General features: G+C 66.7%; 9 protein-coding genes. 6 read left to right on the top strand and 3 right to left on the bottom strand.

Going from position 1 to position 15,226, the window contains the following annotated elements; all coding sequences use genetic code 11:
• Positions 1–24: 24 nt before the first annotated feature.
• The 3 genes from AWY79_RS02465 to AWY79_RS02475 form a co-directional block, all read right to left on the bottom strand.
• A complete protein-coding gene (locus AWY79_RS02465) occupies positions 25–1,194 on the bottom strand; it encodes a geranylgeranyl reductase family protein (RefSeq protein WP_066799786.1) in 1,170 nt (389 codons plus the stop codon).
• A 4-nt stretch (positions 1,195–1,198) separates the two neighbouring features.
• Complete coding sequence (locus tag AWY79_RS02470; protein ID WP_066799788.1) at positions 1,199–1,684, bottom strand: hypothetical protein; 486 nt, start codon at positions 1,682–1,684, stop codon at positions 1,199–1,201.
• Positions 1,685–2,059: 375 nt separating this feature from the next.
• Positions 2,060–3,715 carry an NAD+ synthase gene (locus tag AWY79_RS02475; protein WP_066799789.1) on the bottom strand — a complete coding sequence of 552 codons (1,656 nt, stop codon included), beginning with the start codon at positions 3,713–3,715 and terminating at the stop codon, positions 2,060–2,062.
• A gap of 305 nt (positions 3,716–4,020) precedes the next feature.
• On the opposite strand from AWY79_RS02475, the gene AWY79_RS02480 reads away from it, so the two are divergent.
• The 6 genes from AWY79_RS02480 to AWY79_RS02505 are packed head-to-tail and all read left to right on the top strand — an operon-like array spanning position 4,021 to position 15,212.
• Positions 4,021–5,103: a glycosyltransferase family protein gene (locus tag AWY79_RS02480; protein WP_066799790.1), complete on the top strand. Its 1,083-nt coding sequence runs from the start codon at positions 4,021–4,023 to the stop codon at positions 5,101–5,103.
• Complete coding sequence (locus tag AWY79_RS02485; protein ID WP_066799791.1) at positions 5,100–7,658, top strand: bifunctional glycosyltransferase/CDP-glycerol:glycerophosphate glycerophosphotransferase; 2,559 nt, start codon at positions 5,100–5,102, stop codon at positions 7,656–7,658. Before AWY79_RS02480 ends, AWY79_RS02485 begins: the two co-directional genes overlap by 4 nt.
• Before the next feature lie 4 nt (positions 7,659–7,662).
• Positions 7,663–8,691 carry a hypothetical protein gene (locus tag AWY79_RS02490; protein ID WP_066799792.1) on the top strand — a complete coding sequence of 343 codons (1,029 nt, stop codon included), beginning with the start codon at positions 7,663–7,665 and terminating at the stop codon, positions 8,689–8,691.
• On the top strand, positions 8,688–11,168 hold the full coding sequence (locus AWY79_RS02495; protein ID WP_066799794.1) for a glycosyltransferase: 2,481 nt from the start codon (positions 8,688–8,690) through the stop codon (positions 11,166–11,168). Before AWY79_RS02490 ends, AWY79_RS02495 begins: the two co-directional genes overlap by 4 nt.
• A 46-nt stretch (positions 11,169–11,214) precedes the next feature.
• Positions 11,215–12,384, top strand: a complete 1,170-nt coding sequence (locus AWY79_RS02500; RefSeq protein ID WP_066799796.1) for a sulfotransferase family protein — start codon at positions 11,215–11,217, stop codon at positions 12,382–12,384.
• A gap of 8 nt (positions 12,385–12,392) precedes the next feature.
• Positions 12,393–15,212, top strand: a complete 2,820-nt coding sequence (locus AWY79_RS02505) for a glycosyltransferase (RefSeq protein WP_066799799.1) — start codon at positions 12,393–12,395, stop codon at positions 15,210–15,212.
• Positions 15,213–15,226: the final 14 nt, after the last annotated feature.

Genomic DNA, 15,226 nt, shown 5'->3' on the forward strand with positions numbered 1-15,226 from the left:
TTATAGATGACCCGGGGCGATGATTCAAGCGGGACGGGCGGGCGTGGGGAAATCCCAGGTCTTTTTGCGCAGCCTGGCGTAGGATCGTTTGCCGTGGACCATGTCGCCCAGAGGCCCGCCCAGGAGCTTGACGAACCAGGACAGGGAGCGCGGCCCGAACAGCCCCATGGACCGGAACAGGGTCCAGCGCAACCGGTCCGAGCCCCTGAGCTCGGGCAGGACGTAGCGGCGCAGCCGGTCCACGTAGCGCGGGCCGGGGTCGGTCCCCCCGGCCAGGGCCGCGGCCACGGCCTCGCCCGCGTACCGCCCTGTGCACAGGGCAAAGAAGATGCCCTCACCGAACAGCGGCTCCACGAACCCGCCCGCGTCGCCCGCCAGGAGCGTCGCCCCGCAGACCGGCTCCTCCAGGTAGTTTCCGTAGGGCAAAGGATGCCCCCGGCGCTCGGAAACCGTGTTCGGATCGATCTCAAGAATCTCTAGATATTCTCTAAACAGCCTGGAAAAGTTGACGTTTCCGCGACGAAGGCCGCAGATTCCCAAAACCGCCTTCCCCGGGTTGGGAAAGACCCAGCCATAGCCCGCCTCCAGCTGGCCGATATACAATTCGGGGTGCTCCACCACCCTTGGAAGGCGGTCGGCGTCGAGTTGTATCTCGATGGTCGGGGCGGTCAGTTCTCGCCATCTCTCGCGGTCGTAATTCGGGAAGGACTTGCGGACCACGGAGTTGGCCCCGTCCGCGCCGATGAGAAAACGTCCCCGGAAGGTCTCGCCGGTCTTGAGCGTGGCTTCGCCGTTGCGCGGGTCGCAGGTTGCGACCTCGGCCCCCTCGAAGACTTCGGCCCCGGCGCGCCGGGCGTGGTCGAGAAGCAGCGCGTCGAGTACGGCCCGATCCGAGAAGTGGAAAGGAAACGACAGGGCCCCTTCGGCCAGGAGCCGGTTCGGGGTGCGGATGACGTAGCGGTCCGAGGCATGGTTCACGGCGCCCGCCTCGGCCAGGGAGGCCGGGGTCTCGCCGAACAGGGTCTCCAGCAGCCGGACGGTCTTCCAGGTCAGCAGCCCGCCGCACAGCTTGGGCCGGGGAAAGACGGCGCGGTCCAGGACGGCCACGGACCGCCCCTGCCGGGCCAGGACCAGGGCGGCCGCGCTCCCGGCCAGGGAGCCGCCGCAGACGAGTGCGTCGAACGTCTTGGTCATGGCGTTACATGGTGTTGATCATGGATGAGGGGTTCTTGCCCTGCTTCTTCAGGTCGAGATACGCCTGGATGTCCTTGTCCAGCTTGGCCAGCACGGATGTGACCAGTTCGCCCCGCCGCGTGCGGCGCACCGGGGTGGAAAAGGTGAAGTCGTCGGACAGGGTGACGTGGACCTCGAACAGGATGGCCGTGTTCGGGCCGATTTCCCGGTAGCGGTCCTGGGGCGAGGCCTCGATCCTGACTTCCTCGATGAGCTTGTTGCGCACCTTGATGTAGTCCAGGAGCCGCTGTACCTCCTTGGGTACGTAGTCCCGGCGGTGCAGCTCGCCCGCAAACTTGAGCTTCTTGTCCGCGGACTGGGAAAAGACGGACTCTCCCTTGCGCACGATGTCGAGGTTGAAAAAGATGAAGATCACGGCGGCCGCGGCCAGGATCAGCAGGATGTTCCTGGTCCACTCCGCCGTCCGGCTGTGTCGCCTCTTGCTCTGCATGCCTGCTCCCGTGGTGGATGTGAGGTGCGTGGGGCCCCTATACTATGAAACCGGCCAAGAAAAAAGTCCGGAACCGGCCCCGCGGACGGAGCCTCCCGGTTATCCTGACGAAACCCGGACTGCAATTAACGGCCAGCATGAAGGCTGTTCAAAAATAGTGAGATGCAGCCTCAGCCGTTAGGCGAGCGGTCCCGCGCGAGCCTTACGGATGCGGACAGCAGCGATAGGCGCAAAAAAGAGTCAAGGCCGAAGCGTACTCCCTGTACGCGAGGGTTTGGCTCTTTTGCAGCATAACAAAGTCATAAGATCTTGTACGGCTCGGAAACTCGCCTACAATTCACTTAACGCCGCAGATCGCTGTTTTTCAACAGCCTTCTACAGATCGCGGCGGCAGGCCAGCGGCATGCGCCAGCCGGTGCCGAAGGAGCGCGGGGTCAGCTTGATGCCGGGCGCGGCCTGGCGGCGCTTGAACTCGGCGAACCGGACCAGGTCCAGGATTCGGTTCACGGTGGGTTCGTCGAACCCTTCGGCGATGATCTCCCGGCGCGATTTGTGGTGCTCCACGTGCAGGGCCAGGATGGCGTCCAGGACCGCGTAGTCCGGCAGGGAGTCCTGGTCCTTCTGGTTGGGCCGAAGCTCGGCGGACGGCGGCTTGGTGATGATCGGCTCCGGGATGTTCGGCCCCACGTGCTCGTTGTACCAGCGGGCCAGCCGGAAGACCGAACTCTTGTCCACGTCCGAGATGACCGCGAACCCGCCCGACATGTCGCCGTAGATGGTGCAGTAGCCCACGGCCAGCTCGGACTTGTTGCCCGTGGTCAGCAGCAGGGAGCCCCGCTTGTTGGACAGGGCCATGAGCAGGTTGCCCCGGATGCGCGACTGGATGTTCTCCTCGGTGGTGTCCGGGGCCAGCCCGGCAAAGGGCTCGGCCAGGGTTGTCTCGAAGGAACGCATGATCGGCTCGATGGGCAGGGTCAGGGTCTCCACGCCCAGGTTTTCGGCCAGGGCCAGGGAGTCGTCCACCGACCCCCGGCTGGAATAGGGCGAGGGCATGAGCACGCAGGTCACGTTCTCCGGCCCCAGGGCCTCGGCGGCCACGCAGGCCGTGACCGCGGAGTCGATGCCCCCGGACAGCCCCACCAGGGCGGTGGAGAAGCCGGACTTGCGCACGTAGTCGCGGGTGCCGAGCACCAGGGCGCGCCAGGTCTCGGCCTCGGGCGCAAAGTCGTCGTCCGCCACCGCGTTGGCCGAAAAATCGTCCAGGTCCACCAGGAGCACGTCCTCGGTAAACCCGGCGGCGCGGGCCACGAGCCGACCGTCCGGGCCAAAGGCGCAGGACCGCCCCTCGAAGACCAGGTCGTCGTTGCCGCCCGTCTGGTTGGCGTAGACCATGGGCACGCCGTACTTGCGGGCCACGGCCCCGAGCATGTCCTCCCGAAGCCGCTGCTTGCCCAGGAACAGGGGCGAGGCCGAGAGGTTCAGGATGGCGTCCGGGCCGAAGGCGGCGGCCTCCTCCAGGGGGTCGCGGGAATAGGTCCGGGCGTCCCAGTAGTCCTTGTCGTTCCAGGCGTCCTCGCAGATGGACACGGCCAGGGTCCGGCCGTTGAACTCCACGATGTTGGCCCGCTCGTTCCCTTCGGGCGCGGGCTCGAAATAGCGCGCCTCGTCGAACACGTCGTAGGTGGGCAGCAGGGTCTTGCGCACGGACTTGCGGATCGCGCCCGCCTCGCACCACAGGGCGCAGTTGAAGACCTGCTTGCCGGTGCCGGGGTTGGGCTCCACCGCGCCGAGCAGCAGGGGCGGGCCGTCGGCCAGCTCGCGGGCCAGGGCCAGGGCGCGTTCGCCCACCCGCTCCACGAACCGCGCATAGAGCAGCAGGTCCCTGGGCGGATAGCCGGTCAGGGCCATCTCGGGGGTCATGCACAGGTCCGCGCCGAGCGCCGTTGCGCGCCGGTAGGCCGCCACGATCTTCGCCGCGTTGCCGTCGATGTCCCCGACCACGGGGTTGAGTTGCAGGACGCCGATTTTCATGGGCAGCTAGTTACGCCAAACCCGGGCCGGGGGCAACACGCGGCGCACCGCAACCCGCACTTGCCGGGCCCAGGTAGGCAAGGTTTTCTGGCATATTAATTGCTTGGTTACCGAATGATTTCGCCCCTTGCGTCAATACTGGCAAAACTGTACGCAGTTACAAACGGTTAGACCATTGCCCGGACGTCAAAAAGACGCTGTCTGACCGTTGCCGGGCGGCAAATTACGAAGGTCGGCGCGGGCATTCCCGTCCACGCCCGCCCTGCTGTTGACGGGACAAAACAACAAGGAAGTTGAACGGACCCATGTCGGCTGGACCCACCATTGCCTGGATAGGCGGAGGCTACCTCCATCCCCAATTCGCGGAATGCGGATACGACGTGCGGCGCGTGGCGCTGTCCGCGCCCCGCGTCCTGGACTGGGACGCGGTCTGCCGCGAGACCGGCCGCGAGCCGGACTTCGTGGTCTATGCCGACGCCAGCCTGCCGCCGCCCCTGGTGGGGCTGGAGCGGTTCCCCTGCCCGACCCTGTTCTACTGCGTGGATTCCCACATCCACGAGTGGTACCCGTTCTACGCCCAGGCCTTCGACCTGTGCGCGGTCAGCCTCCTGGACCACCTGCCGCGCATGACCCTGCGCCTCGGGCCGGACCGGGTCTTCTGGCTGCCGCCGTTCCCCATCCGGGGCGAGCGCCCGCCCAAGGTCGCGCCCCAGCGCATCTGGGACGTCCTGTTCGTGGGCCGCGTGGACCCGGAGACATCGCCCGTCCGGGCGAAGTTCCTGCGCGAGTTCGCCACCGAGGTGGACAATTTCGAAGTCCGCGAAGGGACCTTCGCCAACCTGTTCCCCAAGGCCCGGATCGTGCTCAACATCGCCGAGCGGGGCGACCTGAATTTCCGCGTGTTCGAGGCCCTGGCCACCGGGTCCTGCCTGCTGACCCCGCGCGTGGGCAACGGCCAGGACCAATTGTTCGAGGACGGCGTGCACCTGTTCACCTACGAGCTCAACGACCCCCGGGACGCGGCCCGCAAGGCGAACCGGCTGCTTGCGCACCCCGAGCTGTGCGAGCGTGTCGGGCTGGCCGGATTGGCCGAGGTCGACGCCCACCACCGCCGCCGCAACAGGGTGCGGACCATCCTCGACCGCATCGAGGGACTGGACCGGGAGGCGGTGGTCCGCGAGCGGCTGGCCCAGGCCGACATGATCCGGGACAAGTACCTGCGCCTGCTCTACCTGCACTGGGGCGCGGAGGTGACCGACGCCCGCTCCAGGGAACTGTACCTCTGGGGTGCGCGGGGGGACGGCAAATCCCCGGCGCAGCGCCCGCAAAAGCGGCCCGCCCGCGCCGCCAACCACAACCCGCAAGACCCGGAGAGCAAATCCGTATGACCGCCGTTTCCGTCGTCGTCGCCGTCTACAACGCGCAGCCCTGGCTGGACCGCTTTTTCGCGTCCCTGCAACGGCAGACGCTCCGGGATTTCGAGGTCGTCATGGTGGACGACGCGTCCACGGACCAAAGCGCCGCCCTGATCGAGAAGACGGCCGAGGCCGATCCCCGGTTCCGGCTGGTGCGGCTGCCGGTCAACTCCGGCGCGGGTACGGCCCGCAACACCGGCATCATGGAGGCCAGGGGCGAGACCCTGTGCTTCGCCGACCCCGACGACCTGCTGCCCGAGACCTCCCTGGAGGTCCGCTATACGGCCTACAAGCACCACAACGCCATTGTCCGCGCCTGCCACGACGAGATCGGGGACGACGGGTCCATGCGCAACCACGAGACCCGGCCCGACCGGCTTCCCGAGCTGTTCTCGCCCGTGGACGAGGCCGAGCGCGTGGGCGTGAACCCGTTCCTGTGCGCCCACTGGACCTGGCTTTTCCCCACCGAGCTGCTGCGCCGCCACAAGATATTCAACGGCGAGGACATGCGCACCGCCGAGGACATCGTCCTGCTCAACAAGCTGTTTTTCCACATCAAGCGCATGGTCTGGATACCGGACACGGTCTACCTCTGGATGAAGCACGAGGAGTCCCTGTCCACCACGCGCTACACGGCGGAACACTACGAGAACTACTTCCAATGCTGCGACGTGTTCTACCGCGAGGCGGGCAAACACCGGCGCATGGAGCTGGCCGACCAGTTCTTCGACGGCTACCTGGCCCTGTATCCGGGCCACCTCCTGGCCCAGGCCGCCCAGGGCGCGAGCGACGAGCTGGACGCGCAGAAGCTGATCGCGGCCACGGCACGCATCGCCGAGCGGTACGCGGTCTTCGCCCGCTGCGCCGAGGTCCTGCGCAGGAACCCGGCCCACTACGCCGGGCTGTGCCGCCTGATGGCCGTGCTGCAGAGCGACAACCAGTCCGCCCTGCTGCGGCTGGTGGAGTCCCAGCGGGTGTTCAACCGGCTGATGGAGGAAAAGCGGTTCGAGGGGGTGCGCGCCGCCGGTTGGAGCCGCCAGGTCTCCTTCGACAAGCTCGACCGCGAGGCCGGGCTGGTCCGGGGGCGCTACCTGTTCTGCGACAGCGGCCCCGAGGAGCGGTTCGTCTCCGGCGGCAGGGACGCCCAACCGGCTTACGCCAAGAACCGCACCGTGCACACCGGCAACGGGTACGTGATTTTCGAGCGCATCCTCTGGCTGCCGCTTCCGCCCGACGGGGACGAGCGCATCGCCCTGACCGTGGGCGGGCAGGATTCGGGACTGAACCACACCGCGTCCCAGCTCCGCGCCGCCTTTGCGCCCAGGCCCCTGAACGACGCGGGCTTCCCCCCGGACGTCCGCGCCCTGCGCCGGCTGGCCGCATCCCCCGCCGTCCGGGAAAAATTCAGGGACGCCTGGCTGTTCATCGACAGGGACAACGAGGCCGACGACAACGCGGAGCATCTCTACCGCTGGGTGCGTCGCGAGCACCCCGAGGTCAACGCCTGGTTCGTGCTCAACCAGGAGTCCCACGACTGGCCGAGGCTCCAGGCGGAAGGGTTCCGCCTCGTGCCCCACGGCACCATGGAACATTTCGCACTGTTCCTGTCGGCGAGCAAACTCGTCTCCAGCCAGATGGACGTCTACATCTACGCCCCCCTGGAGGAACGGTACTACAGCGATTTCCAACGGCCGAAATTCATCTGCCTGCAGCACGGCGTGACCAAGGAGGACATCTCCTCCTGGCTGAATCCCGTGCCCATCGACCTGTTCGTCACGGCCAGCCCTGCCGAATACGCCTCCATCGTCTCGGACGGGACCGCCTACATCATGACCGAAAAGGAGGTCCGGCTGACGAGCTTCCCACGGTTCGACAAGCTGCTGGAACCCGTGGAACAGGAGAACACCCTGCTCGTGATGCCCACCTGGCGGTCCGATCTGGTGGGCGAGTGGGACGGCAAGGGGCAGCGCCGGGAGCGCAACGAAGCCTTTTATTCGTCGAGCTACGTGGCGACGTGGAAGGACGTCTTCGACGACCCGCGCCTCAAGGCCCTGCTCGACAAGTACGACTACAACGTCGTCTTCTTCGCCCACCCCGGCTTCGAGGAGTACCTGGACGGGATGCCCTTCCCCGCCTACGTGGACAAGCGGTCCAAGCGGCACGGCTCGCTGATGGAGCTGATGAAGCGATCCAGGGTGATGATCACGGATTTTTCCTCGGTCGCCTTCGACATGGCGCACGCCAAGCGGTCCGTGCTCTACTACCAGCCCGAGGACGAGGCGGGGTATGCCCGCAGGCAGAACCGGAAGACCGGCTTCTTCCACTATTCGACCATGGGATTCGGCCCGGTCTGCCGCGACAGGGATGCGCTCATCGCGGCCCTGGAAGACGCCCTGCGCGCCGGGGGCGTCCCGGCCCCGGAGTACGCAGAGCGCGAACAGAACACCTTTGCCCACCACGACAGGAACTCCTGTCAGCGCGTCTTCGATGCGATCAGGGCGGACTCCAAACACCATTTCGAGGGGTAGCGTCATGTCCGACAACAACGGCAGTCTTCGAGGGGTATTCACCCTGTTGAGCACGCTGGGCCGGACCCTCCTGGACCTCCGCCTGAAGCCGCTCCCCCAGTTCGCCCTGATCATGCTCCAGGAGCGCGGTGAAGACCTGCGCGCAGCCCTGCGCGCGGGCGAGGAAAAGACGGAGAAGCGCAGGGCCCTGGCCCTGGAGCGCGGCTGGGAGGAGCCCGCGGCCCAAGCCGGGCAGGCCCTGGCCGCGTTGCGCCCCCTGCTCGACGAGCTTTCCGTTCTGCGCAGGGACGTGGACGCGGACTTCGCCGCCGCAGAATCCATCGTCCGCTACAGCGACTTTCCCCGGCTGATGCAGGCCCTGAAGCAGCGGCTGCGGGGCACCGGCGCGGACACCGAAAAGATGACCGCGGCCCTGTCCCCCGACCTGGTGCTGCAAAACCAGAAGGCCGAGCTCAAGGAGGCCGCGCGCCTCATCGGGCAGGTGGACAAGACTGTGAACGACCTGAATTCCTGGGCGGACGACAGGATTCTTCATTACTGCACGGCCTTCGCGGGCATCTTCGACCGTCTCGAGACCGACCCGGTCCTGGCGGACATCCACCGGGCCGTCTCCTTCGAGCTGCGCGGCATCGCCTATCGGAACATCGCCGAGTCCGGGCTCTTCGACGAGCCCCTGTACCGCTCCCAACTGCCGGACAACGGTGCGGGCTGCCGGGACTGCCTCAAGCACTACCTGATGGAGCCCCGGGGCTGTTCGCCCTGCCGTCTGTTCGACGACGCGTACTACTCCGAGAACTATCCCTGCGTGCGCATGCTGCGCTACAGCCCTCTTGAACATTTCGTGCGCTACGGCGAGGCCATGCGGCTCAATCCGGGGCCGGACCTGGACGTTCCGTTCTACCTGAAGGACAACGACGACGTCCTGGAGGCCGGGGTCTCGGCCTACCGGCATTTCGTCAACCACGGCTCGGTCGAGGGCCGGTCCCCCTCCCCCGGGCGGGCGGCTTCTTCAGCCGGAAATACCTGGATATGACCGGAGGGCGGCTGGCCTTTGTCGGCGACCCGGATGACGGGGAGCGGTCGGCGTGGGAGCTGTTCTCCGCGCGCTGCGCCGAGAGGGAGAACGGCTGCGCCACCCCGATCCCGGTGGCGGAGTGGACCGGCGGGGAAACCGGCTTCGACGGCTTCGTGGTCGGTGCGTCCGCCCTGGCTCGTCTGGACGGCGACCGCTTGTCCGCCCTTGCCCGGAACAACGCGACCCTTGTCTACCTCGGCGGCGATCCGCACCGCGACCTGCGCGGGCTCCTCGCCCAGGACGTCCTTCCCCTGACCCGGATCTGCGCTCTGACCTGGGACTACGAGGGGTTCCTCCGCTGGCAGGAGGCCGAAGCCCCCCTCCGGCTGCTCTACCACCCCTTCGAGGACAGGAGCGATTCCCTGCCGGTGATGGACGCGGTGCTGTCCAAGCTGACAGCAAAGGGGGAATTCTCCCTGCGCCGCTTCGCCCGGCCTTGCGAGGACGACCCGGCCCGTCCGGTCATCAGCGTTGTCAGCATCATCTACAAGAAGCCGGTGGAGATGATGGCTTTCCTGGAGGCCATCAACCGGCAGGACCTGGCCCGGCCCTACGAGGTCATCCTGGTGGACGACGCCTCACCGGACGACACCGTGGCCCGGATAGAGAGCTGGCTGGAGGAGAAGCGCTTGGCGAACCGCATGAACCGCCACATGCGCGTGCAGATCCTGCGCAACGAGGTCAACTCCGGCAACTGCGTGTCCCGCAACCGGGGGATCGAGGCGGCCCTGGCGCCGATCATCGTCATCTCGGACGGCGACGTGCTCTTCAGCACCGCCAGCCTCAGTGAACACGCCCTGGCCTACCGGTTCGGGGACTGCGACGCGGTCATCGGTTTTTCCCTTTTCGACATCAACTACGAGACCGCCAACAGCTGGCTGACCTCCTGCGAGATCAACGAGGCCATCGTCAAGACCCGCCTCCTCCAGCCCACGCCGCTCAGCTTCAAGGCCCTGCTCACGCCGCTGAACGGGTACCTGAACTTCGTCACCCGCGGCGTCTCCTTCAGGAAGGAGGCCCTCGACGGAGAGTACTTCGACGAGGACTTCGCCTACTCCACCAAGAAGGATTCCGGCTATGCCTGCGAAGACATCGAGATGGGCGCGCGCCTCTATTTCAACGGGAAGAACATCCGCTACCTGGACAGGTCCGTGTTCATCCACATGCGCCACAGCGACAACTCCTACAGCGAGAACAAGACCATCGCCGCCCTGCGCAACTGGAACAAGCTCCTGGCCAAATACCCGGACCTGGCGCTGGTGGAACGGCAGTTCTTCCAGAACAAGACCGCGGACATGCTCCGGCGGATTTCCAGCCTCAAGGAGGCCCCGGAGTTCCGCGAAGCCCTCGGACGCTACAAGGAGCCGACCCGCGCCAACATCACGATCCGCGAACTGCAACCGCTCAGGGTCCTGACCTACGGCTGGGACGTCCCCTACCTGTACGAACTCTTCAAGCTCAACCACCGCTTCACCCTGGTCACCGAAGGCCCGGACGCACGGTGGGCCTTTGCGCAGCGCCCCCTGCCCCGCAACGCCCGGTTCGCCGCCCTTGAGACCATCGACCCCAAAGAGTTCGACCTGGCCATCCTGCCCTTTGACGGGTACGTGCTCTCCCCGGAATACTGCCGGTCCTGCCCGGAACAGCGGGCAAGGACCTTTTTGACCATGCTGGAACTGACCCGGGACATCCCGAGGATCGGCCTGTGCCACGGCGCGGTGCCGATATATGAAGGCGAACCCCCGAACGCCGGGCTCGCGCCGGGAGCGGTCGTCCCGTCCGGGCTGGAATCCCTGCGGAAACTCCTGAGTCAAATCCCCGTGGTCTGCGCCTCGCATCAGGCCCGCGAGGAGTGGGGGTTCGCCGACTGCACCGTCATCCACCCCGGCCTCTCTCCCGTGGAGTACGCTCCGGGCCGCCACGCCGGGGATTGCCTGACCCTGCCGCGCGCCGATTTCGACGACCAGCCCCTGGTCCACGGAGACGCGGTGCGCCGCCGGGTGGAATCGCTGCTCGACGGGATCTGCGCCGTGGAATGCGCGGCCCCGCCCGAGGCGCATTCCGGCTATGTCCTGGACAGCCCGGAATGGAGCGTGGCCCGGTTCCAGAACCGCGCCGCCTACGTCGGCGATTACAAAGTTTTTCTCAACCCCACCGTCCATCTGCCCATGCCCCTGATCCGGGCCGAGGCGATGATGGCCGGGACCGTCCCGGTCACCCTGCGCAACCACGACGCGGACCGATTCATCGAAAACGGGGTGAACGGGTTCTGCGGCGACAGCGCCGAGGAACTGGCGGAACGCGTCCGTTGGCTCCTGGAGCACGACGCCGAACGGCGCGAGATCAGCCGCAATGCCCGCCTGACCGCCATGGACCTGTTCAACGTGGACAGGCAGCTGTCCGCCTGGAACGAGCTGATCGCGCGGACGGTCTGACAGCAGGCCCCGACTGAACGCCAAGGAACAAGAAAGGAGCGGCGATATGAATACCCCCCCCCTGATCATCTGCGGAATGCACCGTTCCGGCACCTCGCTGGTGGCTGGCCTGCTCTCCGCCTGCGGACTCGACGTCAGCCCGGAGAGCCTGCTCATGCTGCACCAGGACGACAACCCCACCGGGTTCTACGAGAACCACGAAATCGTGAACATGCACGAGAACGCGCTGGTCCGCGCCGGGTTCGGGTGGGACGCCCCGCCGGACGCCGAGCCCGCCCCGGCCTGGGACCGGTCCGTGGCCTTAGCCGAGGACGCCCGCATGACCGCCTCGCGGTACCGGGGGCACGATACCTGGGGGTTCAAGGACCCCAGGGCGAGCCTGTTCATGGGGTTCTGGCGCTCGCTGTTCCCCGGCGCGCGGTTCCTGGTCTGCCTGCGCAATCCCCTGGACGTGGCCTTGTCGCTGCAACGGCGCTCCGGCAGCTCCATCACCGCCGGGCTGGCCCTGTGGCAGCGGTATTATGAACACATCGAGCGCGACTTCGACCCGGCCATGGACATGGCCGTCCACTTCGACGTCCTGCGCCGCGATCCCCAGGGCGAGCTCACGCGGCTGCTCCACGGCTTCGGACTGGAAGCCTCCCCCGATCAGGTCCGGGAGGCGTTGGCCATGATCCGACCGGCCTCGGCGGACAGCGGCTACAGCCTGCTCGCCGCCAGGGCGCACGGCCTGTCCGAGCGCGGCGCGGACCTCTATTCCCGATTCCTGGATCGGTCCGGTCCGGGCTGCACGACCCTTTCCGCTCGCGAGCCCCTGGCCGCCCTGGGCGCGGGGTTCGAAGTCGTCAAGAACCAGGGGGCCTGGATGGGACGACAGGGGACCATCCTCGTGGACGGCTCCAAGGCCACCGGAACCCTCGTCCTTTCCTTCAACGCACGGTCCACCCTGCTCGGCTCGTCCCCGACGGGGCAGCTCTCCCTGAACATCTCCCTGGACGGCCACGGCGAGACCTCGGTGACCGTGACCGGCGACAAGCCGGAACAAATCTTGCTTGGATTGCCTCAAACCGGGCAAAGGACCCTGACCCTGACGCTCCGCAGCAGCTTCGCCTCGTCGCCCTGCGCCGCCGGAATCGGTCCCGATCCCAGAATTCTGTCAGTCAATGTCAGCGGGCTTCAGGTTGTGGAGCAACCCGTCGCCCCCCTGCAAAAGTGAGGTGCCCCATGGCGACCCCGGTCAGCATAATCGTCCTTTGCTACAACAAGGTAGCGTATACAAAACAGTGCCTTAGGGCGCTCTATGCCAACACGGACACGAGCCGCTTCGAGCTCATCGTCGTGGACAACGCCTCCAGCGACTCCACACCGGACATGCTCGCCGAGTTCGCCGCAAGCCATCCCAACGTCAAGGTCATCCGCAACGAGGAGAACCTCGGATTCGTGGGCGGCAACAATTGCGCCCTTGGCAGCGTGGAAGGCGAGTACGTCATCTTTTTGAACAACGACACCGAAGTTCAGCCCGGCTGGCTCCCGCCCCTGGTGGAGACCATGGCCGAACCAGGAGCGGGCGCGGCAGGCTGCAAGCTGGTCTACCCCGACGGCACGCTTCAAGAGGCAGGAGGGATCATCTACTCCGACGCCACCGGTAACAATTTCGGCAAGTTCGACAACCCCAACCACCCGGAATACTGCTCCTTCCGCGAAGTGGACTACTGCTCGGGCGCAGCCCTCATGGTCCGCACGGACCTCTTTCGCGAGTTGGGCGGCTTCGACGCCCGTTACCAGCCCGCCTACTACGAGGACACCGACCTCTGCTTTACCGTCCGCGAGAAGGGGCTCAAGGTCTTCTACGAGCCGCGCAGCGTGGTCGTGCACCACGAGGGCAAGACCGCAGGAACGGACGTGACCAAGGGGTTCAAGCGGTTCCAGGAGATCAACCGCGAGAAATTCATCGAGAAGTGGGCTGCCGAACTCAGGAAGCAGCCCGCGCCCGGGCCCAAGACAGGCGCAAACGTCCGCGCGCTCATCGACCGCAGGTTCCGGGGCAAACCCCAGGTCCTGGCCGCGGCAGACGAACCGCCCCAGTACGACCGCCAGGGCGGTGCGCTGCGCTTCTACCATTTCCTGCAATATCTCGTTGAGTCCGGCCACCAGGTTACCTACCTGGCCCGCAACGTCACCGAGCGTCCGCCGGACGTCTCGCTGGTCCCCTACGTGGAGCGGCTCCGGCGCATGGGCGTGGTCGTGCACGGCCTCAACGCCTTCCAGCCCTCCAAGATGGACGTGTCCCAGCCCCTGCCGCCCATCCAGAGGGTGCTGACCGGGCACGACTTCGAGGCCGCGCTCCTGTTCAGCCACCGCGAGGGCGGGTTCGTCCTGAACCACATCAAGGCCCTGGGGCTGCGCATGCGCATCTTCATGGACTCCGTGGACCTGCATTTCCTGCGCAAGGGGCGCGAGTGCCGCCGCTCCGGCGGGTCCCCGTCCCGCTGGGTGGACTACGCCGAGGGCAAGGCCCAGGAACTCGCCACCTACCGCCAGACCGACTGCGTGTTCACCGCCACCGCCGAGGAGAGCGATTTTCTGCAACGCGGCCTGGGCATCCGCCAGGCGGCCTACGTCCCGGACACCTTCCCGCTGTCCAGAGACGTTCCCGGCTTCGACGAACGCGAGGGGCTGGTCTTCCTGGCCGGTTTCCGCCACGCCCCGAACCTGGACGCGGCCATGTACCTGATGAGCGAGATTCTGCCCCACATCCGCAAGGAGCTGGGCGATGTGCCCCTGTACCTGGTGGGCGACGGGCCGCCGGACTCCCTCAAGAAGCTGGCGGACGAGCACACCGTCATCACCGGTTGGGTCCCCAAGCTCGAACCGTATCTGAGCAAGATGCGCGTGGGCCTGGTGCCCATCAACTACGGCGCGGGCATCAAGGGCAAGCTCTGCCGGGCCATGGGCTACGGCACCCCCAACGTGTCCACCACCGTGGGCGCGGAGGGCATCGGCCTGACCCACGAGAAGAACGTGCTCCTGGCCGACGACCCGGCGTCCTTCGCCAAGGCCATCGCCCGGCTCTACAACGACCGGGAGCTGTGGGAGCGGCTGTCCCGCAACGGATATGAGCACATCCGGGAGCGCCACTCGCGGGAAAGCGTCAGCAGGATTCTGCTGAGCACCATGTTTCCGACCGAGACCATCGCCGAGTTCCGCCAGGTCCGGGACATGCGCTTCTTCGACCTCGTGGCCGGAGGGTACGTGCGTCTCGAAAGCGGCCGGCAGGCCGAGGCCCAGTCGGAATTCCGCAAGGTCATCGAGCTTTACCCCGACGCGGGCGAAGGCTACATCGGGCTGGCTAGGGCCTATCTCGCGCAGGGCAAGGCCAGGGAGGCCCAGGCCACCATCGCCCGGACCCCGGAGAGCGAGACCGGCAGACAGGAATTCACCATCACCCAGGCGCGCTGCCTGCTCGCCTTCGGCAGGAAGGGCATCGCGCTCAAGCTGCTCAACGACCTGGCGTCCAGGGACCTGTTCGACGTCTTCTTCATGGAGGAGTTGGGTACCCTGCAATTCGCGGCCGGAGGAAGGGAGGAGGCGCAACAGAGCCTGGAACGCGCCCTGACCCTCGAAAACGACATGTCCACCAGAGTGCGGCTACGCACCGCCCTGGCCGAGGTCAAGGTCGCGCTGGGCGACGTGCACGGCGCGCTGGAGCAGCTCTCCGCCGTCAGCCAGATGTACATCGACATCAACGAGCTCCAGGGATTCCACGCCCTGGACGTCAAGATGGGCGAACTCATCGCCCAGGCCCTGCCCCCGGCGGCCGAATTGGCCCAGCCCACCCCGGAGGAGCTGCGCGACCTGGCCCCGGTGCTGCGCCTGACGGGCATGCGCGTGGGCCGTCTCGGCCCCATCAGCAGCCGCGAATACCACCTGCACCGCGCCCGGCCCGAAGCCGTCCCCGACTGGCTCGCCGAGGTCTTCGGCGCACTGGACGGACTGGCCCGCAGGAGCGCGGGACAGGGCAACGTCCAGGTCCGGACGTTCTAGCAAACAGCCACATA

The sequence above is a fragment of the Pseudodesulfovibrio indicus genome, assembly GCF_001563225.1.
Taxonomy (GTDB): domain Bacteria; phylum Desulfobacterota; class Desulfovibrionia; order Desulfovibrionales; family Desulfovibrionaceae; genus Pseudodesulfovibrio; species Pseudodesulfovibrio indicus.

Coding starts and splice junctions, on each gene's coding strand:
- AWY79_RS02485 (WP_066799791.1), top strand. CDS start 5,100: ATGACCGCCGTTTCCGTCGTCGTCGCCGTCTACAACGCGCAGCCCTGG.
- AWY79_RS02480 (WP_066799790.1), top strand. CDS start 4,021: ATGTCGGCTGGACCCACCATTGCCTGGATAGGCGGAGGCTACCTCCAT.
- AWY79_RS02475 (WP_066799789.1), bottom strand. CDS start 3,715: ATGAAAATCGGCGTCCTGCAACTCAACCCCGTGGTCGGGGACATCGAC.
- AWY79_RS02505 (WP_066799799.1), top strand. CDS start 12,393: ATGGCGACCCCGGTCAGCATAATCGTCCTTTGCTACAACAAGGTAGCG.
- AWY79_RS02490 (WP_066799792.1), top strand. CDS start 7,663: ATGTCCGACAACAACGGCAGTCTTCGAGGGGTATTCACCCTGTTGAGC.
- AWY79_RS02465 (WP_066799786.1), bottom strand. CDS start 1,194: ATGACCAAGACGTTCGACGCACTCGTCTGCGGCGGCTCCCTGGCCGGG.
- AWY79_RS02495 (WP_066799794.1), top strand. CDS start 8,688: ATGACCGGAGGGCGGCTGGCCTTTGTCGGCGACCCGGATGACGGGGAG.
- AWY79_RS02500 (WP_066799796.1), top strand. CDS start 11,215: ATGAATACCCCCCCCCTGATCATCTGCGGAATGCACCGTTCCGGCACC.
- AWY79_RS02470 (WP_066799788.1), bottom strand. CDS start 1,684: ATGCAGAGCAAGAGGCGACACAGCCGGACGGCGGAGTGGACCAGGAAC.